Below are 22,584 nucleotides of genomic sequence, written 5' to 3'. Positions count from 1 at the left end.
CACACTGGCTTCGCGATGATTTTCTGTGCGAACAATGTCACAGCATCCCGCGAGAACGTGCCTTTGCTTGGTGCTTGAACACCTTCGTTCCGGACTGGCGCTCAAAGGTGTTGCACGAATGTTCGCCTGCCGATCGCTCCATCTCATCCGTGATGAGGCGCGAGGCGGCGAACTATGTTGGCACACAATACTGGCCAGACCGCAAAGCAGGGCAGTTCTATGACGGCTATAGGTGTGAAAACCTAGAGCAACTGACATTCGAAGATGAGACCATCGACCTTCATGTTCATTTGGATGTTCTGGAACACGTCAACAGCCCGAAGGCCTGCTTTGAAGAAATGGAACGGACGCTGCGGCCGGGTGGGAAGATCATCTTTACCACCCCGGTTGCCATCGACAAAGCGAAAACGGAGCGGCGCGCACTCTACACAGAAAGCGGCGTTCAGCATCTTTTTGAACCGGAATACCATGGTAACCCGATCTCGGATCAGGGTGCCTTGGTGACTTTCCATTACGGGGCGGATCTGAGTGATCTTATCCTCGCTTGGGCACCAAGTTGTGCGGTCACCATGGTCACCCCGCATCGTCATGACATTGGCATTCGAGGCGACCACCGCGAGGTGTTCTTGGTTGAAAAAGTTGGCAGCCCTACCCCTGCTGTGCGGAAGAAAACAGGATGGAACAGTATGAAACGCGCACTGGCAAAACTGAGTCAACGTGCGTGACATCTCGGCCTCCTAAACGCCACACCGCTGTTCGCCTGCTAACCACTGTGAGTGCGCGCAGCTGATGCCAAAGCTTGCCGACTAAAAATGACATGCCCCCCCCAAGCGAAGGTGGGAAAACACATGAATATCCAGAGAAGGATAGAACAATGAACAAGTTCGAGACTTTCACAGGTATCGCGGCACCCATGCCGCTGGTGAACATCGACACCGACATGATCATCCCCAAAGTGTTCCTGAAATCCATTGCCCGCACCGGCTTTGGCAAGAACCTCTTTGACGAGATGCGCTACAACCGCGACGGCACCGAGATCCCTGACTTCGTGCTGAACAAACCGCAGTACCGCGAAGCACAGATCCTGATCGCCGGCGACAACTTTGGCTGTGGTTCTTCGCGCGAGCACGCCCCCTGGGCGCTGGATGATTTCGGCATCAAGGTCATTGTCTCGACCTCTTTTGCCGACATCTTCTTCAACAACTGCTTCAAGAACGGCATGCTGCCGGTGGTTCTGCCGCAAGAGCAGGTCGATGTGCTGATGAAGGACGCGGAAAAGGGCGAAAATGCCCGCATGACCGTGAACCTCGAAGCGCAGGAGATCACCACCTCTGAAGGCGAAGTCATCAAGTTCAACGTTGATGCGTTCAAAAAGCACTGCCTGATCAACGGCCTGGATGACATTGGCCTGACGCTGGAGAAAGCCGACAGCATCAAGACCTTTGAAGACCAAGCCGCACAGGCACGCCCCTGGGTCTGATCCCAGAGGCCTTTTTGGGCACGCGCCCAAACCCTCTGCACGGAGGCACCCATCTGGGTGCCTCCTTTTCTTTTGGGGCTATGCGTTTTCAGGACCGAAAACCGCGCGCCGCCGCATCCCGGCCATAATGGTTAATGCCGCAGGCCGCGTTCAGCCTTCGTGCCTCAAATCAGGCAAATCCCGGAAAACCATTTGTTTTCCTGATGCAAGCCTGCACCAGTTTGTCGATCAATTCGAACCAATCCGCAGAATTCCGTCCCGTCCGGCTTGAGCCCAGCATCAAAGCTTGCAACATTGGGGCAAAAATGAGGCAGGGCGCGCCGCGTAAAACAACGATCAAAAAGATCGGAGCGGGACGCCAATTCAGAAGTAAATCCCGGCACAGAACCGGGGCTGATACGGCAAAGGGACCAAGAGTGCTTTCTGGCATGACAGCTGCAGCTATGCGCGGACTATTGATGGCTTTGCTTATTGCACTGCCCTCTTTGATCTTGCCGCCAACTCAGGGGCATTCTCCCGAGCTGGTGACCCTGACCGCAATTCTGCTGGGGTGCTTTGTTTTTGCTGAGTATTTTTCCACCTCACCCAGCTTTCTGGAGTTTCGCGACGCACGTCCGATGAACCGGTGCCGGTTTGCGGCGCTGGCGGTTTGTGTCTTCCTTGTTTCGCTTCTGACCCGCCACGAAGCCGCCCCCACCGGGTTGACCGCATTGACCAGCAGCCTTGGTCATCTTCTGGCGCAGGGGCTCGACATTGCGTTCTCGCCGGTTCGGCTGGTTCAGCTGGTCCTGCCGCCTGATCTGTCTGACCCCGCGGTAGAGCTCGCCCGGCGGGCAACTGCCATGGCTTACACAGCCTCGCTCAGCTCGGTGCTGGTCTTTGGTTTGATCATTCGCACAGGCCGCTGGCCGCAGCGCAATGGTCCCTTCAACGTCTGGATCAACCTGCCCCTGTTTGACCCCACCACCGGCGGGGATGTGGTGACCCGTCTGCAACGGGATGCACGTCTGCATATCGCCGGCGGGGTGCTTGCGCCGTTCCTGCTGCCTGCCATGGTCAAATTGGGCAGCGGCAGCATGGACCCGGCGTTGTTTGCCAATGCGCAGCTGTTTGTCTGGGCCGTCACCGGCTGGGCCATGTTCCCGGCCATGATGATCATGCGCGGCATGGCCCGTCTGCGGGTGGCAGAGCTGATCGCGGTGCAACGGCGCAGCTTTGCGCTGGACGACGAGCTGCAAACCGCATGAGATGCCGCGCCGCATCTCTGCTTGGCGCGTTTCTGATTTTTCTTAGCACCGTGGCCGCCTGGGCAGAGCCCTTGCGCATTGCCACCTTCCACACAGAGCTGTCCCGCAAGGGGCCCGGCATTCTGGTTCGGGATCTGGAGCAGCAAAAACCCAACCCTCAAATTGAGGCTGTGATTGCCACTTTGGTCGAAGCCCAGCCCGATATTGTCCTCTTGCAGGGCATCGACTGGGACATGTCCCCCCGCGTCGCTGAGGCCCTGAGCAGGCGGCTCAGCGACGCGGGGCTTCCCGGCATGCGGGGATTTGCCCGACAGCCCAATGCAGGGTTTCCAAGCGGCGTGGATCTGGACGGCGACGGGCAGACCAATGGCCCCGGCGACAGCTACGGCTGGGGTCGGTTTTCCGGCCAGGGCGGCATGCTGTTGCTGTCCCGCCTGCCAATCGATGAAACCCGCAGTGAAACCTTCTCGGACCTGCTGTGGCGCAACCTGCCGGACCACCAGATGCCGCGCCACCCGGATGGCAGCCCCTTCCCCTCAGCCAGGGCCTGGGAGGTCTGGCGGCTATCCTCTGTGGGCCTTTGGGCGGTGCCGATCACACTACCTGACGGGCGTGACCTGTGGCTTCTTGGGTTTCACGCCGCACCGCCGGTCTTTGATGGCCCGGAGGACCGCAATGGCCGCCGCAATGCCGATGAGATCCGCCTGTGGCGCCATGTTCTGGACGGGACCATCACCAGCGCTGTCACAGGCCCCTTGGTCCTTGCGGGCAGCGCCAATCTGGACCCTGTGCGGGGCGACGGGCGCCACGCGGCGATCCGTGATCTTCTTGCACACCCCAAACTGCAAGACCCGCAGCCGCGGGATGGCGCCGGGAACGATCACACGGTGACATGGGAACATGCAGGTGACATGCGAGTCGACTACGTGCTGCCCGCCTCCCAAATGACCGTGATCGACAGTGGCATTCTGCGCAGCGCGGGCAGCCGCCATGGGCTGGTCTGGGTCGACATTCTGCCCTAAGGGGCCTTTGCCACCGCACACCCCTTAGAAACAAGGGGAAATAGGATCCAATCGCCGCGTTTCGGATGAAAAACCCTCGCCAATATTGACCCTTTGGGGCGGGGAGGCTACGCCCTTGCGCAACTGTTCAAGGAGTAGCTCTATGTCCAACCCTTCCATTCTGATTCTGCCCGGCGACGGTATTGGCCCCGAAGTCATGGCCGAGGTCCGCAAGATCATCGGCTGGTTCGGCGACAAGCGCGACATCCAGTTCGACGTGAGCGAAGATCTGGTTGGCGGGTCCGCCTATGACGCCCACGGCACCCCGCTGCATGACGACACCATGGCCAAAGCCCAAGAGGTCGACGCGGTCCTGCTGGGCGCGGTTGGCGGCCCGAAATACGACGATCTGGATTTCTCGGTCAAACCCGAGCGTGGCCTCCTGCGCCTGCGCAAGGAAATGGATCTTTATTCCAACCTGCGCCCGGCCCAGTGCTTTGACGCGCTGGCGGATTTCTCCTCGCTGAAAACCGATGTGGTTGCGGGCCTCGACATTATGATCGTGCGCGAGCTGACCTCGGGCGTCTACTTCGGCGAACCGCGCGGTATCTTTGAAGAAGGCAACGAGCGCGTGGGCATCAACACCCAGCGTTACACTGAGTCTGAGATCGAACGCGCCGCCCGTTCCGCGTTTGAGCTGGCCATGCGCCGCAACAAGAAGCTCTGCTCCATGGAGAAAGCAAACGTCATGGAATCCGGCATTCTGTGGCGCGAAGTTGTGACCCGTGTGGGCGCAGAATACCCCGAGGTCGAGCTGTCCCATATGTATGCCGACAACGGCGCCATGCAGCTGGTCCGCTGGCCCAAACAGTTCGACGTCATCCTGACCGATAACCTGTTTGGCGACCTGCTGTCTGACTGTGCCGCCATGCTGACCGGCAGCTTGGGCATGCTGCCGTCTGCGTCGCTGGGTGCACCGATGGCCAATGGCCGCCCCAAAGCGCTGTACGAGCCGGTCCACGGCTCCGCGCCGGACATCGCAGGTCAGGGCAAAGCCAACCCGATCGCCTGCATCCTGTCGTTTGCCATGGCGCTGCGCTACAGCTTTGACCAAGGCGCTGAAGCCGACCGTCTGGAAAAAGCGGTCGAAAAGGTTCTGGCCGATGGCGTGCGCACCGCGGACCTGCTGGGCGAAGAAGGCGTGACCCCGGTCTCTACCTCTGAAATGGGTGATGCGGTGATCGGCGCGCTGGACGCAAGCCTCTGATCCGTCACTTGAAGACGCTAGAAATTCAGCCCCCGGCCCCTGCGGTCGGGGATTTTCTTTTGACCAATGCCCTTTGCTTGGCCACAGGCGCAGGTTTTCCCATCTGGGGGCTTGTCAGCCCCCCGGCATCGACGTTAGCGCTATAAGAAAGACGGGCAAAGCCCGGCCGCATATTTGAAGGTCCTTTGACATGAACGCAAAAGCCGCCATTCTGGCCCTGATCGCATTCGCCATTTTCTCCACCCATGACGTGGTGGTGAAATTCGTCGGCGAAAACGTCACCGCGTTTCAGATCGTGTTCTTCAGCTCGCTTTTGTCTTTCCCGCTGCTGACCCTGCTGATGGTGCGCGACACCGAGCCAGGCACCCTGCGGCCCCGTTACCCCGGCTGGACCCTGATCCGATCGATGACCATCGCCTTCATCCCGTCCAGTGCGTTTTATGCCTTCTCTGTGCTGCCGCTGGCCGAGGTCTATGCCCTGTTGTTTGCAACGCCGCTGCTGATCACCCTGCTGTCGATCCCGCTGCTGGGTGAAAAGGTCGGCCTGCCGCGTCTGTCCGCTGTGATCGTTGGCTTTATCGGGGTTCTGGTGGTCCTGCGCCCCGGCACGCTTGAGCTGGAACTTGGCCATGCGGCGGCCCTGTTTGCAGCCTTCGGCAATGCGGTGCAATCCGTGATCCTGCGCAAGATCAGCAATGAAGAGCGCCGCTCTGTGCTGATGCTGTTTCCGATGCTTGCCACCGTTCTGGTGATGGGGCTGACGCTGCCCTACGTCTACGTCCCGATGACCGGAGTTGAGCTTGGCGGGATTGCCATTGTGGCGCTGTTTGGCTTCTGTGCGACGCTGTTGGTGGTCAATGCCTACACCATCGGCGAGGCCGCAATTGTCGCGCCGATGCAGTATTCCCAGATCATCTGGGCGACCCTGTTTGGCGCTTTCCTTTTTGGCGAAGCTGTTGATTGGCTTACTCTTTTGGGCGCGGGCATCATTATTGCCAGCGGCATCTTCATTGTTATCCGCGAGGCCAGCGGTGGCCGGTCGGACAACACACCGGTGCTGCGCACCAAGAGCCGCGCGGTCACCTCGGGCGGGGCAAATGTCTCGGTTATTCTAAAACAGCAATCGGAAGAAAAAGACGCGGAATAGGGCTTGCAATCCCCCAAGGCTGGGTATAGATCACGCGCCACGGTCGGAGCGTAGCTCAGCCTGGTAGAGCACTGTCTTCGGGAGGCAGGGGCCGGAGGTTCGAATCCTCTCGCTCCGACCAATAAATCAAATGTGAATGGTGACTGGATCTTATCCATGTGACCTCTCAACACCAAAATTACCACGAAATTTCTGCCACTTGCGCGCCTGAACTTGATAAAACATCAAGGGCGGTCTCTGTGCTGTTGGGGCCGTCACCTCCAAAGCGCAGTCGGCGCCAATACAGCATGCTGTAGGACGTTCTGGCCTGTCTCTGTCGGGCCCAGCAACAGCCTATGGATCAGCCCAATCTGGCCCTTCTCGCTGCCCCTACAGCACCTGAACTCCCAAGCGATGTCGCAATCGGCACGCCCCTGTCGCGGTCTATTGGCGACCTCAGTTCAGAGCCAAGCGGGCCAAATCCACCTCCGATCCGCCATAAAACCAAGCGCCGTTTTTGCCCGGTCACGAATCGTAGCCCTACAAGCTTTGCATGTGCGGCCCCCTCAGTTCGGGGCTCAATTCATTTCTCCGTCAATTCCTGACCAAAATGCGCCAACGAGTGACCAAAACGGCGCATTAGAATGCCAAGACGCGTGGTTACAAACGCTCTCGCAAGAGAAAGGATGCCGTTGTGTACCAGCGCGTAGCGACCGTCTCGTGAGACGCACTCGATCAACCAGAGTGAGCTACAGGACCTGTGTCGCATTTGGTTGCGCGGCTTTCCCTGTCGGGACACGCGCAAACGGCGCAGGCCCTGATGGGGAACAGGCATCACTTTCCGACTGCCGCCGTGGCTCTGGCCATGTCAATTGCCAAGACCATTGGATCGCGGCGCGATAGTGAACGACCAACAGGAGACCTGATACATGGGTATCTTCACCAAGATTTCCGGCGCCGCTTTGGCATGCGCCATGCTGGCAAGTGCTGCAACCGCGCAGGACATGACCTTCTTCCGCATCGGCACTGGTGGTGCTGGCGGCACCTTCTTCCCGATCGGTGGTACACTCGCCAACGCGATCTCCAACCCTCCGGGTTCTCGCCCCTGTGACCAGGGCGGCTCTTGTGGCGTTCCGGGTCTGGTTGCCATGGCACAGTCCACCAACGCCTCCGCACACAATGTGAACGCCGTGCAAGCGGGCCAGATGGAAGCGGGCCTGACCGGCGCTGCGACCCTGACCTTCGCTTACCATGGCACCGGCAAGTTTGAAGGCAACGCGAAACCCGATCTGCGCGTCATCGCGAAGCTGTACAACGAAGACCTGCACCTGGTTCTGCCGAAAGACGCGGTTCTGGAGAACATCGAAGCGCTGAAAGGCAAGCGCGTTGGTATCGCGCAAGCCGGTTCCGGCACCCAAATCGCCGTTGAAGCGATGCTGAACGAGTTCGGCGTGAACCGCGACAACATCGACGAGGCCGAGCTGAACATGGCGCAGTCCTCCGAGCGGATCGCCGACGGTCAGCTGGACGCCTATTTCTATGCGGCGGGCACCCCGATCTCTGCTGTGATCCAGCTGGACAACACCAAAGGTCTGGAACTGTACAACTGGTCCGAAGAAGAAGTGGCTGCTGCAAACAAAGCGGTTCCCTACTACGTTCCCTCCACCATTCCGGCGGGCACCTACCCCGGCGTGACCTATGACGTGAACACCCTCGGCGTGTCCTCTTTGATGGTCACCAACGCCAACATGGACGAAGAACTGATCTACCAGATCACCAAAGCCATGTGGTCCGACTCCGCCCGCAAACTGCTGGACGGTGGTCACCCGAAAGGTAAAGAAATCCGCCTCGAGACCGCATTGGACGGCATCGAAGGCACCGGCGTGCCGCTGCACCCGGGCGCAGAGCGCTTCTACCGTGAAGTCGGTCTGCTGAAGTAAATCCTACCTAAACCATCTGCGAAGGCAGCGGGCTTGCCTGCTGCCTTCCGTTTTTTGGAGCTCTTCAATGACCTCGCAGACACATCTCGACAACAAGGCTCTAGAAGAGCTTGAGAAGCAATATGACTCCTCACTTGTGACACGGGACAATGGCCCGCTTCTGAGCCGTTTTATCTACTGGTCGATGATCGCATTTGCGCTTTATCACCTGTGGACAGCGGGCTTTGGCACGCCGGTGGACCATGTGCACATGGGCATTCACCTGGCCGGCCTGTTCCTGTTTATCTTTGTGGGCTACCCGCTGGTCAAAACCGCGCGCAGCCTGGAATGGCGCGGGGCGTCGATCCTGTCGCCGGGCAATGTGCCACTGTTTGACTGGGCACTGGCCATCGCAGGCATTGGGGCTGCGCTGTACCTGTGGTTCAGCTGGCGGGGCTTCACAGGCTTTGGTCTGACCATTCCCGAACAAGCCATGCGTCAGGGCAACCCGACCACCACCGACGTGATCTTTGGCACCCTGCTGATCGTGGCCGTGCTGGAAATTGCCCGTCGGACCATTGGCTTTATCCTGCCGCTGATCATCTCGGTCTTTATCGTTTATGCGCTGTTTGGCCCCTATATGCCCGCGCAGATCCTGAAGCACCCGGGCGTGAACTGGCAGCAGTTTGTCAACAATATGTATTTCCCCTCCGAGGGCATCTATGGCGTGACGCTGTGGGTGGTTTCCACCGTGGTGTTCCACTTCGTTCTGTTCGGCGTTGTGGCGCAGCGCATGGGGCTAGGTCAGTTCTTTGTCGACAACGCGATGATCCTGGCCGGTCGCTACACCGGTGGTCCGGCCAAAGTATCGGTTGTCTCCTCGGCGTTCTTTGGCACCATTTCGGGGTCGTCGATTGCGAACACGGTGTCGACCGGGTCCATGACCATCCCGAACATGAAGAAGATGGGCTACCCTGGTCACTTTGCCGGTGGTGTTGAATCTGCGGCCTCCGCTGGAGGTCAGATCACCCCGCCGATCATGGGCGCGGCCTCCTTCCTGATGGCAGAGTACCTCGAGGTGCCCTACACCACCATCGTGATTGCCGCGATTGTGCCTGCGATCATGCACTATGTGGGTGTGATCTCGATCGTGCACTTTACCGCCAAACGCCTTGGCCTCAACGCCTATCCCAAAGACCAGCTGCCGAACTTCATGAAAGTCTGGCGGGACGGTTGGCACACCATTCTGCCGCTGATTGCGCTGCTGATGGTGCTGTTTTCGGGCTATTCGCCAAATATGGCGGCCTTTGTGGGCATGGTGCTGTGTATCATCGTGGGCTTCTGTTCCTTCAACAAACCGGCGACCATGATCATTCCGCTGGCGTTTCTTGGCTTTATCTTCTGGAAGGCATCGCCCTATTCCGGTGAAGGCTATACGCCGGTCATGGCAGGCATCCTGGCGGCGCTGACCATCATGAGCGTCCTGCACCGCAAAGAACGTCAGCCCATGCGCGAGCTGTTCGACAGCATGCACGTCGGCGTTCAATACGCGCTGGCTGTAGGTGCGGCCTCGGCGGCTGTGGGCATTGTTGTGGGTGTGATCAACACCACCGGCGTTGGCTTCCGCCTTGGCTTTATGGTCACCGGTGGTGCGCAGGATATCGCAAACGCGCTGGCGCCCTGGCTGAGCTGGACCGGGATCGAGGCCTTCTCGCAATCCGCCCTGCAGCAGTTCTTCTCGTTGGTGCTGATCGCAATGGCCTGTATCTTTATGGGCGCGGGCCTGCCGACAACGGCGCTGTACATTATGCTGGTTGCGGTGGCGACACCGGCGCTGACCCAGCTGGGTGTTCCGCCGCTGGCGACGCATATGTTCGTGCTCTACTACGGTGTGATCTCTGAGATTACTCCGCCGGTCTGTGCCTCTGCCTATGCGGCGGCGGGTATTGCCGGGGCGAACCCTTTCCGCACCGGTCTGAGTGCCTTCACGCTGGGCGTGGGCAAGCTGATGGTGCCGATGGTCTTTGTCTATGCGCCGACCATGCTGATTGTTCTGCCCGAGTACTTCACGATCACCTCTTTCCTGCAGGTGACGCTGAGCTGTGCTTTCGGCATCTTTGCAATCGCAACGGCTGTGTCGGCCTATTTCCTGACCCCGCTGAGCGCATGGATGCGCTGGGTGATGGCAATTGGCGGTCTGCTGCTGGTCGCGCCGAGCGTCAGTTCGGATCTGGTGGCACTGGCCTTTATGTCGCCAGTGCTGATCCAGCAGGTGCTGGCCTCGCGGAAAACCGCAGCCGTTTCTGCCTAATGTCCACGATCAGGGGCGCGATCTTGTCGCGCCCCTGTCGCCTTTTTCCAACTGCTGAGCATGGCAATCCGCGCAGCCCAGTCCCAACCGGCCTGACACGCATAAAAGGCGCCCGAGCGTTTGCACACAGTCTGCGGCCCAGCCCCACCGATCCGCACATCTTGCCTATGCGGAGGGTTATGTCGCCTGCGCCTTGTCGCCAAAACCTGTGCGTTTGCACGGATATGTCCCCCCACCGCAAGAACATAGGCTTCTCTAAAGTGTATCTTTGGGGAGCAAGAATTGCGAAATTCGGCAAAATGGCTGAGGAAGCTGTCTGTGGCTTTGGCACTGGTCGTCCTTGCGACCGGCGGCCCCACGACGGCCGACGCCAGATCCAAGGCCGCAAAACCCAAAGCCGCAAAACCGGCGCTTCTGTTTCATATTGAGACCCGCAAACGCGCCAAACACAAGCCCACGAGCTGGTTTCAATATGGCGCCAGCGCCAGCGTCAAAGCCGTCTGGGACAACAATCTGCGCCGCGATGACGGGCTGCGCGATTACAAGCGTGACCTCGGGGGCCACATTGAAACTTGGGCCCGTACGCAGATCACACCTTCGGTGGTGGCGTTTGGGCACATCCAATATGGCGCGCGCTGGATTGAAACTCACAGCAGCAGCTACCCGACGCGATCCGACTTTAGGGTGAAAGAGGCCCTTGTCTCCGTCGCCACCGGCCCACAGACGCAGCTGACCATCGGGAGGATGCGGTTTTCGGACCCGGCCAAATGGATCGCAGATGGGGCTGTTGATGGCCTCCACTTTGCCAAGCTCGGGGGCATGTCGTCCTGGGAAGTTGCGGCCTTTCGCGGAACAGACGACAGCCGCCCGACCTTCGCAATGGCGCACAAGACCTGGAAGACAGACACCGGTCGGCGCAGCATCCTGGGGATGGCCGAAACAGACGCGGAGGACCGGCGTTTTTACCTGTTTGGCCATCTGACGCATCGCCCCTCAGACCACCATCGTTTTGAACTCAACAGCGCGGTTGTTCTGGGCGACGCTGCCAATCAGAAATCATCAGGACTTGGCGTCGACCTGCGCGGCATTCGCACACTCAAAGGCGCGCGCAATCCGCAAGTGACCTATGGCTTTGCGGTGGGCACCGCTGGATTTCGGCAAACCGGGCTTCAGACCAACAAGACCTATGACGGCGGCCAGAAACAGTTCAACCGCTATGGCTATGCCTACCGGCCAGAGCTCAGCAATCTGGCCGTGGCCACTTTGGCGCTTGGCCTTCGGCCATCGCGCAAATTCAGCATAGATGCGGGCCTTCATGCCTACGCGCAGCTCCGGCCTTCCACCACAGCGCCCAGCGCCCGGATCAACGGGCAGACCACCGGGCGCTCGCGCTTTGTTGGCACCGAGATCAGCCTCGTCGGGGCCTGGCGTCCAAGTAAAAAAACCAAACTTCAGTTTGGCGTGGGGCTGTTCAAACCGGGATCGGCCTACGTCGACCGCAGCACCTACAGCCACGTCTACACGCAGCTGTCGATCTACTTCTGACCACAAGGAGGACCCCACATGAAAACCGCAAAAACCCTCTGCTTCATCCTCGCACTGACAAGCCTGTCGCTGCCCGCAAGATCCGATACCGGCCTGTATCCAGAAGCCGCCCCAGCCGACGCGAGCTTCCTGCGCTTTATTGGGTTTGAACGCGGTGAACCCATTCAGTTCGCTGGCAAAAGCTTTGACATCCCCAAAACCGAAGGCGCTCCCTATGTGCCGGTGTCCGCGGCACTTTTGCAGGGCATTCAACCGGGGGCTTTTCTGACGGTTGTCAAAGACAGCACCGGGCAGCTTCGGACCATTCAGGAAGGTGCCGTCCGGGATCCGGGCAAGGTGCATTTGTTTCTGATCAATACCACGCCGCAGAACCTGAACCTCCGTGTGGCCGGGTCCGAGACCGTCGTCATTCAGGGCATCTCTGCAATGCAATCGGGCACCCGCGCGGTCAACCCGGTCAGCATTGGCCTTAGCGTGGTTGCCGAGGACGGCGGTGAGCCCTTGCGGACGTTTCAGGTGAACCTCCAGCGCGGGCAGAACCTTAGTTTTCTGGCGACCCCCACAGGCGTCCAGCTGATCGAGCATCGGTTCGATCCGGTGGCTCAGTAGCGACACGGGATAGGGGGGAAAGGATAGGGGGTAAAGGAATGATCTTTTCCAGCGCGATTTTTGTCTTTGGGTTTCTGCCCCTGTTTCTGGGGGTCTACTATCTGGTGCCAAAACAAGCCCGATCGCTGGTGATCCTGCTGGGCAGCTATGCCTTTTATGGCTGGTGGCGGCTGGATTACCTCGCGCTGATTTTTGGCATGTCACTGGTCAGTTTCATGGCCGCACGGATCGCGGTTTCGGCCCATGGGCCTGTGGTGCGGATGTGGGCTGTGCGCCTTGGCGTTGCCTTTGACCTCGCCGTTCTAGGGTACTTCAAATACACGATGTTCGTGCTCAGCGGGTTGCAGGATCTGTCCCAAGCGCTGGGAGGCGCAGACATCACGGTGCCTGCCATAATCCTGCCCATAGGCATCAGTTTTCATACCTTCCAGTCGATCAGTTACATCATTGATGTGGCCCGGCGCGATGCGCCGCCTGCGCGCAATCTTGTTGATTTCCTCGCCTTTGGGGCGCTGTTTCCGCAGCTGATTGCGGGCCCCGTGCTGCGCTACAAGGATCTGGCAGATCAGTTTACCGAGCGGCAGCATTCGCCCGAGATCTTTCTGCGCGGCGTCGGACGTTTTGCGCAGGGGCTGGCGATGAAGCTGTTGATCGCAGACACTGTGGCCCCCTTGGCGGATCGGATCTTTGCCCTGTCCACCCCCACCGGCAGCGAGGCATGGCTGGGTGCTGTTGCCTATGCCATTCAGTTGTTCTTCGATTTTGCCGGTTACTCGGCCATGGCGATCGGGCTGGGGCTGATGATCGGATTTCGCTTCATCGAGAATTTTGACGCCCCCTATATCAGCCAGTCCATCACCGAATTCTGGCGACGGTGGCATATCAGCCTGTCCTGCTGGCTGCGCGATTACCTCTATGTGCCGCTTGGCGGCAATCGAAAGGGGCGTGTGCGGACTTACATCAACCTCCTGCTGACCATGGTGCTGGGCGGGTTGTGGCATGGGGCCAATTGGACCTTTATTGTCTGGGGGGCGTGGCACGGGGGGTGGCTGGCGCTGGAACGCGCGCTGGGGGGCACGGCGCAGACGCCGATCTGGGGCCGTGTCCTTGGCTGGCCGGTGACCATGACGGTTGTTCTGCTTGGCTGGGTGGTCTTTCGGGCCGAAACGCTGACCCAGGCCTTTGGCGTCTATACCGGGATGATAGGCTGGAACGGCTGGTCCATTTCAGACGCCGTTGCCTGGCAAATTCAGCCCACAGAAATCACTGCACTGGCAGTGGGTTGCGCCCTCAGCCTCTGGGCACCGCACCTTCGCCCATGGGCTCTCCATGCACCGCAAAGCTTGCGTCTTGCCGGGAAGACAGCGTTACTGGGGCTTACCTGTCTCGCTTTGGTCGCCCAGAGCCATTCACCATTTTTGTATTTTCAGTTCTGACAGGGAGGGATTGTGATGTTGCCAGGAAACATTCCCCAAACGGCCGCCGCCTTTGGTTTTGTGCTCGCGTTGTCTGGCGTGGGGGTCCTGAGCCACCTGCGCACGGACCATAGCTTCGCCGCCGCAGACCTGCGATCGGGGGCGTGGCAGGCCGGGTATGAGGACGCATTCGAGGCCGCAAACCCACTGGAAGGTTTTGCTATCACGGCGCTTGGCACACTGCGCTATGCGCTGTTTCGACAGGGATCGGATGGTGTTCTGGTCGGGCATGCGGGCTGGCTGTTCACCGCAGAGGAATTCGAAACTGCTCCGGGCTTTGCTGCCCGGATTGAGACCTCAGCGGAGTATGTGACACAGGTTGTGGGGGACATGGCCGCGCAAGGGATCGCAGTTCTGCCGGTTCTGGTGCCCGACAAGTCCGACCTCTATCCCCAGCACCTCAGGCATAAACGCCCCAAAGAACTGCTGCACCGGCGTGACCGTTTTTATGGCGCGCTGGAGGCCCGCGGCGTGTCCGCATTGGACGCCAGCCCTGCCCTGTTGCAGGCGGCGCAAACCGGCCCTGTCTTTATGCGCACAGACACCCATTGGTCACCACACGGCAGCCGCAGCGTCGCAGAAGCCGCCGCGCAACATGCGCTTGCCGCCGGGCTGTTTGCACCGGGAACCACAGAGGTCGAAACCACATCACTGGGCGCTCAGCCTTTTGTCGGCGACTTGATCCGGTTCGTCCCCACAGGCGCTTTGCGCCCGGTGTTTGGACCGCCGCCGGAAACCCTTGTGCAGTATGTCACCACCGTCGAAAGCAGCCTGGGCCTGTTCGACGCCGCCGACGTGCCGGTGGTTCTGGTCGGCACCAGCTTCAGCGCCCGATCCGAGTTTCATTTCGAAGGCTTTCTGAAACAAGCGCTGCGCAGTGATGTCATCAACTATGCCCGCGAAGGCACCGGCCCCTTCGCGCCAATGGAGCAGTTTCTTGCCTCCGACACGTTAAAGAATTCACCACCGCAGCTGGTGATCTGGGAGATCCCGCTGCGCTACGTTTCAAAGGACCTATTGCCATGAAAACACTCTTTGTTTCTGCCCTTGTGTCGCTTGGATTGTCCGCCGGGGTCATGGCCATGCCCTATTGCTCGGACCTGACCAGCGTTGAAACCCTGCCGAAGAAATACCAAAAACGCGGCCCCTTTTATTCTGACAGCAAAAGCGGCTGGATCATTGGCGCCGATCAGTTAAAGGGCGACTTCACCGTCACCGAAGAGACCATGCGCCTGTGGCAGGCCATTGCCGCTGAATTTCAAATGCACGGAGTGCAGCTTGTGGTGCTGGCCGCGCCGCCACGCCCGCTTTTCACGCCTCCGCAAGTTCTTAAACGCATGGGGCTGACCCCGGACGAGGTTCAGAAACCGCTGCAACGCAGCTTTAGCGCCTATATCGCAGCCCTGAACGCGGCAGGCATTCCGGCACCGGACCTGACCGTGCTGACCCAAGAAGACGGCCCGATCTATTTTAAGCGGGACACCCATTGGACACCGGAAGGCGCGGCGCGGTCGGCTGCCCTGTTGCGGGCGCATCTGGATGGCACTTCGGAGGCCGGGTTGCTGGCCAAAGTCCCCGCAAAAGATCAATACGAAGAAAAAGGATCGCTTGCCCGTGTGGTCGAAGACAGCTGCGGCCAGCGGCCAGAACCCGAAACCGTCGCAGCCCTGAACTTTACCCGCGAGGGGTCGGCAGAGGCGCTTTTGGCAGTGTCCGAGGACATGCCGGGGGTCGTTCTGGTCGGCACCAGCTATTCGGACAGGTATCAGCGCGATGCCTACCGTGTGGCGGATGCATTGGCGCATACGCTCGACAGTGAGGTGGACAATTGGTCCCTGACCGGGGGCGGTCGCACCGGGGCCATGTCTGCGTTTCTTTACAGTGGCGGACTGGACGCGCAGGGGCTGCATACGGTGATCTGGGAAAGCCCCTATACCACGCCACTGACGCAGATCAGCGGCCTGCGACAGGTCCTGGGCGACCTGCGCACCCTGACACCACGTCCGACAACGCATCTGCACAGCGGCACCATTGGCACCGACTGGCAGAACCTGCAGCAAAGCTTCTCGGCCGACAGTTTCAAAGGGATGCAAATCCAGACCCCCGGACATGACGAAGGCAGGCTGGCGGTAGAGCTGATCAGCGCGGACGGGAAGAAGACCCGTGTGAAGCTCGATAAATCCAAACGCCTGCCTCAGGACCTGCGAACCGACACATGGACCTTCAGTTTTGAGGCGCTGGAATTCACCGATGTGGCCCGCCTCAAGCTACGCCTGGCCAATACTGCGGACCAGCCTTTCACGGTGACGCTTTATCGCTAACGCCCCATGCGGCGCTTTGCGCAAAGGTATATCCCACCTACCAAAACGCGACCAAACGTAGCCGTGTGCCCGCGTTCGGCTGGTTGGATCGTCCGGTAAACTAACCGGGCGACGTTCACCCCTATACGATTTGACCCCAGGAGATAGCGATGAACATTCGACACGAATGTCCAAAGCCGAATCTGTCCTATTCGGTCACTGCCCCTTTGAAGCTGCATTGCCAGAATGGGCAGCTCCATGTCGCGCAACGCTGGTCCCTGACCGGGGTTTGGCTGGAGGACGAAGACGTCGACCTGCAGGGCGAAGTCACGCTCACCGTGCCGTTTCAGGGCATTGACGTGTCTTTTCCCGTACTGCTGACGGAACGCACCGAGGATGGGGGGTTTCACTTTAAGGACCTGACGGTGCGCCAGCGCGAAACACTGTCCACTTTCTACCAAGGGGTCCTGTCAGGGCGCATGGTGTCGACCGAAGATATTATCACCAGCCTCGACACCCCGGTTGATCTGGTCCCAATGTCCGAAACCGAAGAAGAAGAGGCCGCAGGACGCGCAGGGCAAGCCCCCAGGGCACTGCGCATTGTGTTGAACGTCGGGCTCTTTGTGCTGCTGGCAGGCGTGTTGGCGGTGTTTTTAGGGTCTAAACTTCTGAACCGCATTTCGCACATTCAGCTGGATCATGCCCGGTTTCAGGCCCCGATCACCGAATACGTGGCACCGGATGCCAGCTATGTCAAAAGCCTGCATGTGCGCATTGGCGAAACGGTGGAACCCGGCGATCTTTTGGTAAAACTCTCGGACCCGGATCGCGACAGTGATGTCGAAGATGTGCGGATCGAAGTGCTAACAGCCGAACGCCGCCTGCACAGCGCGCAGGACCGTCTGGACCGCCATATCGCCCAATATGCGGTGAAACGCGAAGATCTGTGGCGCGCGTTCTATCGCCTCTGGCTGCCCCTGCGCGCCAAAGATCCGCGGATGTTGATCTACCCTCCGGACGTCCAGAGGGCCTGGGAGGCCTATGTTCATTTCACCAACGGGATAGACGACGGCCCCGGCGGATATTGGGAGATGCGCGCCTTGCTTGAGACCACGGTGGAGGATCGCCAGCTGGACCTGCGACATTGGAAGCGCGAGCTGCGGCATCGCAAAGCCGCGGTAGGTAATCTGGTGCTGCGCGCCCGCGGGCCCGGCACGGTCACCGAAATTGATGCCATCAAGAACAGCACAGTCGCCCGAGGCGCTCGCGTGGTTGAGGTCGAAGACCGCACCCCCCGCCTTGCCGTGGCGTGGCTGGATGACCGTATGGCGACCCATGTGCATCCCGGTATGGACGCCATGATCCATTTTTCCTACCGCGGCGAACGCCGGTCTGTTCCCGGCGAGGTCCTGAAGATCGAAGCCGGAGCAGACGTGGCGCGCCCTGATCGATATGGCATGATCCTGACCATCAAGGCCGAGGGCGTGGGCGTCATGAACACCCGCAAATGGTTTGGCCGCAACGCCCCGGTTCATATTGCCCTGCGCCGCCCGATGTTCTGGGACAGGTGGTTCAATGCAGGCACCTGACACCGTTCAAGGCTTTGAAAAACACCTCGACGGCTGGCTCGACGGGCTGTCTTCGCCCGCAAAACAAGGGTTGGCCAAATGGCCGACAAAACAGCGGATCCTTTTGGCCTGCCTCTTGGCCAGTTTGATCACCGCTTTGGTTTTCCTGCCCAATCGGTTTTTTGACCCGGATCTTTTGCATGTCTCGCTTGTGCTGGGAGTTCTGGGTCTTTGGCGGTTTGGCTGGTGGTTCACCCATTCGATCCGCGCCGCCATCTATGGCCGCCTGATCTGGCCCGGAATGCGCCGCCGCGCAGACCGGGTGTGGCAATCCGGCTGGCGGCCACGGCGGCTGCATATTCAAATGACCACCTACTACGAAGACCCCGCGATCACCCGGCGGGTGATCGGCTCGATCATTGGCCAGATCCGCCGCGAAGGTATCCCGACCACGCTCTGGATCGGCACCGGCTCCAGCTATGATGAAACGATCATCACCGAATTTGCCCGCACCCATGGGGCGGATGTAGACGCGCAGCTGGTGTTCCTGCGTCAGAACCAGCCGGGCAAACGGATGGCGATTGGCATGGTGCTGCGCGCGATGAACCGGGCAGGCATCCAGCCCGACGATCTGGTGATCTTTATGGATGGGGATGCGGTCTATGGGTCGGACGTTCTGGAAAAGACCTGTTCGATGTTCGGCGCAGACCCGAACCTGCAGGCGCTGACCACCAACGAAGAAGTGCTGTGTTACGGTCCCGACTGGATTCAAAGCTGGCTGTCGATGCGGTTTGCCCAGCGCAGGCTGGCCATGCAAAGCCACGCCTTGTCAAAGCGGGTGCTGACATTGACCGGCCGGATGAGCGTGTTTCGCGCCAAGCACATGATCGACGAACGTTTCATACGCACCATCGAAGCCGATCATCTGGACCATTGGTTGTGGGGCCGCTTTCGGTTTCTGTCCGGCGACGACAAAAGCACCTGGTATCACCTGCTTAGCCGCCGTTCGAAAATGACCTATGTGCCGGATGCCTGTGTTTATACCATTGAACAGATCGAAGGATCTGGCACCGGGCGCATGGTCCAGAACTTCCGGCGCTGGTCTGGCAATATGCTGCGCAACGGGGCCCGCGCCATCGCGCTTGGTCCCGGCGTGTGCCGCCCCTTTATCTGGTGGTGCGTGGTCGATCAGCGCATTGCCATGTGGACCATGCTGGTCAGCCCGATCATGGCCCTGCTGAGCCTGTTCATAGAGCCTGCCTATATCCTGAACTGTCTGATCTGGATTGTCGCCAGCCGAACACTCTTGTGCCTGTTCCTGTTCCGCTACGCACGTGAACCGGACATGAGCTGGCCGTTCATTCTGTATTTCAATCAGATCATCAACGCCGGCGTGAAGGTCTTTATGGTGTTTCACCTCAGCAAGCAGAAATGGTCAAATCGTGGCAACCAAAGCGCGGGCGACGGGACGTCGCTGGTTGACCGGTTGCAGAACGCTTGCGCGAAGTTTCAATTGGTTACAACGGTCACAGCCTTTGTCACCGGGCTAGCGATCTACATTGGCCTTCTGGATGCGTCGATCATCTGGAACTGACGCCTCTCGCCCGCGCGAATCCGCCATACTTTCGCGCAACGCGCTCCCTTCCGCGCAGGCCACATCCCCCCTTGGACAGGATGCATCTTCTCGAAGCTGCGTTAACCTTAATGCATCAGGAAGAGGAGTGTCAGAATGATCTATCCCGTTATACTTGCAGGGGGTTGTGGTACACGTTTGTGGCCGGTTTCCCGCCAGAGCTTTCCCAAACAATTCACGTCTTTGGTCGGCGAAAAGAGCCTGTTTCAGCAGACGCTGGACCGCCTTTCCGGGCCAGGTTTTGCCCCTGCGATTGTTGTGACGCACGATGACTATCGTTTCATTGTCGACGATCAGACCCAGGAAGAGGACCAAGCCGACATCACCGTGATCGCCGAACCCGTCGCGCGTAATACGGGCCCTGCCGCGTTGGTGGCGGCGCTGAGCATGCAAGACACCCCGGACGCGGTCATGATGCTGATACCCAGCGATCACGTCATCGAAGACAAGAAGGCATTTGAAGCTGTGGTGCGCTCTGCTGAAAAGGTCGCCAAGAAAGAAGGGATCGTTTTGTTTGGCGTGCCCCCCACACGTGTTGAGCCGGGGTTTGGCCATCTGCATATTCCGCAAGCCAATACGGATGAAAACGGCCTGCAGCAGATCGCCAACTTTGTCGAAAAACCGGACCGCGCCACCGCCGAGAAGATGATCGACAGCGCCGAATACTTTTGGAACGCAGGGATGGTTCTGTGCCGCGTCGGCACGCTGGTTGATGCCTTTATGGAACATGCGCCACAGCTTGTGTCGGCCTGTGAATCAGCGCTGGCCTGGGCAGAAGAAGATCTGAGTTGCCTGAAACTCCACGCCGAGGCCTACGCCCAATGCGAGTCGATCGCACTGGACTATGCGGTGTTGGAACATCAACGCAATATGCGCGCGGCGATTTTGGATTGCGGATGGTCTGACATGGGCAATTGGAGCGCATTGCAAAACGCGTCGCCCAAGGACTGTGACGGCAATGCGCTAAGTGGCAACGCCACTGCAATTCGCTGCGAAAACAGCCTGCTCAAATCCGAAAACCCAGACATCGCGCTGGTTGGGCTGGGGCTGGAGGACATTGTGGCCGTTGCCACAGATGATGGCATCCTCGTCGCCCATAGTGATGCCGTGGACGACGCTGCCCTGACGGTTGATGTCCTAAGCCAGCAGGAAGCGGTTCAGGCCAAATCCTTCCGGCGCAACTATAGGCCCTGGGGCTATTTCGAGACGCTGTCTCTGGGGCATCGGTTCCAGGTCAAGCGGCTGATGGTGAAACCCGGCGGACAGCTGTCGCTGCAAAGCCACGTCCATCGCGCCGAACATTGGGTTGTTGTCGCAGGATCAGCGCGGGTGACGATTGGGGATAAGGTGACCCTCCTGACAGAAGACCAGTCGACTTACATTCCCTTGGGTGAAATTCACCGATTGGAAAACCCCGGAAAACTGCCACTCCACCTGATTGAAGTACAGTCAGGAAGTTATTTGGGAGAAGACGACATCGCAAGATACGAAGACATATACAATAGGACGACAATCGTGGCCTGAAGTCGCAATCAGAAAGAATGTACCCCCGGTTTCATCCGGGGGTTTTTTTATACGCATTCCCGAGAGTATATCTTTCGTATAGGTTATTTCGCTTTGGAGTTGCAATTCACCCGTTTTGGCACCTACGCAAAAGTTCACCTGACCCTATCCTAAAACTTGAATCAAATTAAACAGAAGGGCTGGGAAATGAACATTGAGGGACTCTCCTTATACGCTGCGGATGAAATTCAGGTCCAAAAGACGGAAAAAGTCGCAATCAGTATTGTTGGGCTAGGCTATGTTGGCGCAGTGTCCACCGCCTGTCTGGCAGCGCTGGGGCATCGGGTGGTCGGCGTCGACATCGACCCCGACAAAGTGGAAGACATTCGCGCAGGCCGCAGCCCGATTCACGAAAAGAACCTGGGCAAATACTTGATGAAAGGCGTGTTGAACGAACGCGTAACTGCCTCTGTTGATTTGATTAAAGCGGTTCAAGAGACCGATGTTACCTTTGTATCTGTGGGCACCCCAACCGCACAGGACGGTGGCTGCGATGACCGCTACATCCGGCAGGCCGCGCGCAATATGGCAAAGGGTCTTGTCCAAAAAGACGATTTTCACGTCTTTGTCATGCGCTGTTCTATTCCGCCCGGGACAACGCTGAATGTTATGGCCGACATTATTGCCAAAACATCGGGCAAAAAAATGGGTCGCGACTTTGGCGTTTGCTTCAACCCGGAGTTTTTGCGGGAAGGCGTCGCGATAGACGATTTTTTCAACCCACCAAAGACAGTCATTGGCGCAATGGATGAAAAAACTGCAGAAATTGTGAAGTCGATTTACACGCCCATTGACCCTTCTCCAATTGTCACAACAATCGACGCGGCCGAAATGGTGAAATACGTGGACAACGTCTGGCATGCGGCAAAAGTGTGTTTTGCCAACGAAATTGGCCGCTTGTGTAAACCGATTGGCGTCGACAGCCACGAAGTGATGGGTATTTTCACGCAAGACACGAAATTGAACCTGTCGCCCTACTACCTGAAACCGGGGTTTGCCTATGGCGGGTCCTGCCTGCCCAAAGAGGTGCGCGCGGTGGCGCATATGGCCCGCGACACCGGCGTCAGTGTGCCGATGATCTCGAACCTCGATGTGTCCAATCAGGCGCAGATCGACGAGGCCGTCCGGCTGGTGCGCGAAACCGGGGCCAAACGGGTTGGTATTCTGGGGATCGCGTTCAAACCGGGCACCGATGACCTGCGCGAGAGCCCGGCGCTCGATCTGATGGCGCGTCTGCGTGCAGAGGGTATCGAACCTTTGGCCCATGATCCGGCGGTGAACAAAGACACCCGGATTGCCGATCAGCTGGCCTATGTCCGCCATGGAAACGCTGGCTTGCAAACCCTGGCCGAGGATCTTCCCACGCTTTTGCGAGACGACCTCAATGACGTGCTGAGCGCATCAGATGTGTTGGTCGTCTGTCATGCCACACCGACCTACCGCGAGGTTGTCCGCAGCTGTCGCCTGCCAGTGGTCGATCTGGTGCGCCTGTTTGACGCCGCGCCGACGGACGTCGCCGTTCAGGGCATCGGCTGGTAAT

The 22,584-nt window shown here is 59.0% G+C and carries 17 protein-coding genes and 1 tRNA gene; all 18 read left to right on the top strand.

Annotated features, from left to right (window positions below; translation table 11 throughout):
• The first annotated feature begins 74 nt into the window (after positions 1 to 74).
• The 18 genes from TRM7557_RS04230 to TRM7557_RS04145 all read left to right on the top strand — a co-directional run bounded on the left by TRM7557_RS04230 (position 75) and on the right by TRM7557_RS04145 (position 22,583).
• Positions 75 to 725: a class I SAM-dependent methyltransferase gene (locus TRM7557_RS04230; protein ID WP_058288979.1), complete on the top strand. Its 651-nt coding sequence runs from the start codon at positions 75 to 77 to the stop codon at positions 723 to 725.
• 149 nt (positions 726 to 874) lie between these two features.
• Positions 875 to 1,480 (top strand): 3-isopropylmalate dehydratase small subunit, encoded by a 606-nt coding sequence (gene leuD, locus TRM7557_RS04225; protein WP_058288978.1) that lies wholly within the window; start codon positions 875 to 877, stop codon positions 1,478 to 1,480.
• Between the two features lie 428 nt (positions 1,481 to 1,908).
• Positions 1,909 to 2,727, top strand: a complete 819-nt coding sequence (locus tag TRM7557_RS04220; RefSeq protein WP_235811390.1) for a hypothetical protein — start codon at positions 1,909 to 1,911, stop codon at positions 2,725 to 2,727.
• Entirely contained in the window at positions 2,724 to 3,749 is a 1,026-nt protein-coding gene (locus tag TRM7557_RS04215) for an endonuclease/exonuclease/phosphatase family protein (protein ID WP_058288976.1), read from the top strand. Before TRM7557_RS04220 ends, TRM7557_RS04215 begins: the two co-directional genes overlap by 4 nt.
• 142 nt (positions 3,750 to 3,891) lie before the next feature.
• A complete protein-coding gene (gene leuB, locus TRM7557_RS04210; protein ID WP_058288975.1) occupies positions 3,892 to 4,995 on the top strand; it encodes a 3-isopropylmalate dehydrogenase in 1,104 nt (367 codons plus the stop codon).
• Positions 4,996 to 5,185: 190 nt separating this feature from the next.
• Positions 5,186 to 6,142, top strand: coding sequence for a DMT family transporter (locus TRM7557_RS04205; RefSeq protein ID WP_058288974.1), 957 nt, complete (start codon positions 5,186 to 5,188; stop codon positions 6,140 to 6,142).
• A 44-nt stretch (positions 6,143 to 6,186) separates the two neighbouring features.
• Positions 6,187 to 6,263, top strand: a tRNA-Pro gene (locus tag TRM7557_RS04200).
• Positions 6,264 to 7,050: 787 nt separating this feature from the next.
• Positions 7,051 to 8,061, top strand: a complete 1,011-nt coding sequence (locus TRM7557_RS04195) for a TAXI family TRAP transporter solute-binding subunit (protein WP_058288973.1) — start codon at positions 7,051 to 7,053, stop codon at positions 8,059 to 8,061.
• A gap of 67 nt (positions 8,062 to 8,128) precedes the next feature.
• Positions 8,129 to 10,351, top strand: coding sequence for a TRAP transporter permease (locus TRM7557_RS04190; RefSeq protein ID WP_058288972.1), 2,223 nt, complete (start codon positions 8,129 to 8,131; stop codon positions 10,349 to 10,351).
• A gap of 324 nt (positions 10,352 to 10,675) precedes the next feature.
• Positions 10,676 to 11,896 carry an alginate export family protein gene (locus tag TRM7557_RS04185; protein WP_165592408.1) on the top strand — a complete coding sequence of 407 codons (1,221 nt, stop codon included), beginning with the start codon at positions 10,676 to 10,678 and terminating at the stop codon, positions 11,894 to 11,896.
• Positions 11,897 to 11,914: 18 nt separating this feature from the next.
• Positions 11,915 to 12,505: an alginate O-acetyltransferase AlgF gene (locus TRM7557_RS04180; protein ID WP_058288970.1), complete on the top strand. Its 591-nt coding sequence runs from the start codon at positions 11,915 to 11,917 to the stop codon at positions 12,503 to 12,505.
• Between the two features lie 38 nt (positions 12,506 to 12,543).
• The gene (locus TRM7557_RS04175; RefSeq protein ID WP_058288969.1) at positions 12,544 to 13,941 is read left to right on the top strand and encodes an MBOAT family O-acyltransferase; all 1,398 of its coding nucleotides are present in this window, start codon (positions 12,544 to 12,546) and stop codon (positions 13,939 to 13,941) included.
• A 15-nt stretch (positions 13,942 to 13,956) separates the two neighbouring features.
• The gene (locus TRM7557_RS04170; RefSeq protein WP_058288968.1) at positions 13,957 to 15,006 is read left to right on the top strand and encodes an alginate O-acetyltransferase AlgX-related protein; all 1,050 of its coding nucleotides are present in this window, start codon (positions 13,957 to 13,959) and stop codon (positions 15,004 to 15,006) included.
• Positions 15,003 to 16,301 carry an alginate O-acetyltransferase AlgX-related protein gene (locus tag TRM7557_RS04165; RefSeq protein ID WP_058288967.1) on the top strand — a complete coding sequence of 433 codons (1,299 nt, stop codon included), beginning with the start codon at positions 15,003 to 15,005 and terminating at the stop codon, positions 16,299 to 16,301. Before TRM7557_RS04170 ends, TRM7557_RS04165 begins: the two co-directional genes overlap by 4 nt.
• A 149-nt stretch (positions 16,302 to 16,450) precedes the next feature.
• Positions 16,451 to 17,869, top strand: coding sequence for an HlyD family secretion protein (locus tag TRM7557_RS04160; RefSeq protein ID WP_058288966.1), 1,419 nt, complete (start codon positions 16,451 to 16,453; stop codon positions 17,867 to 17,869).
• Positions 17,856 to 19,442 (top strand): glycosyltransferase, encoded by a 1,587-nt coding sequence (locus tag TRM7557_RS04155; protein WP_058288965.1) that lies wholly within the window; start codon positions 17,856 to 17,858, stop codon positions 19,440 to 19,442. Before TRM7557_RS04160 ends, TRM7557_RS04155 begins: the two co-directional genes overlap by 14 nt.
• A gap of 135 nt (positions 19,443 to 19,577) precedes the next feature.
• A complete protein-coding gene (locus TRM7557_RS04150) occupies positions 19,578 to 21,005 on the top strand; it encodes a mannose-1-phosphate guanylyltransferase/mannose-6-phosphate isomerase (protein ID WP_058288964.1) in 1,428 nt (475 codons plus the stop codon).
• A 186-nt stretch (positions 21,006 to 21,191) separates the two neighbouring features.
• A complete protein-coding gene (locus TRM7557_RS04145) occupies positions 21,192 to 22,583 on the top strand; it encodes a nucleotide sugar dehydrogenase (RefSeq protein WP_058288963.1) in 1,392 nt (463 codons plus the stop codon).
• The last annotated feature ends 1 nt before the right edge of the window (position 22,584 follow it).

Source organism: Tritonibacter multivorans (assembly GCF_001458415.1).
Classification (GTDB): Bacteria; Pseudomonadota; Alphaproteobacteria; order Rhodobacterales; family Rhodobacteraceae; genus Epibacterium; species Epibacterium multivorans.
This window is presented reverse-complemented; position numbering and strand designations above follow the sequence as displayed.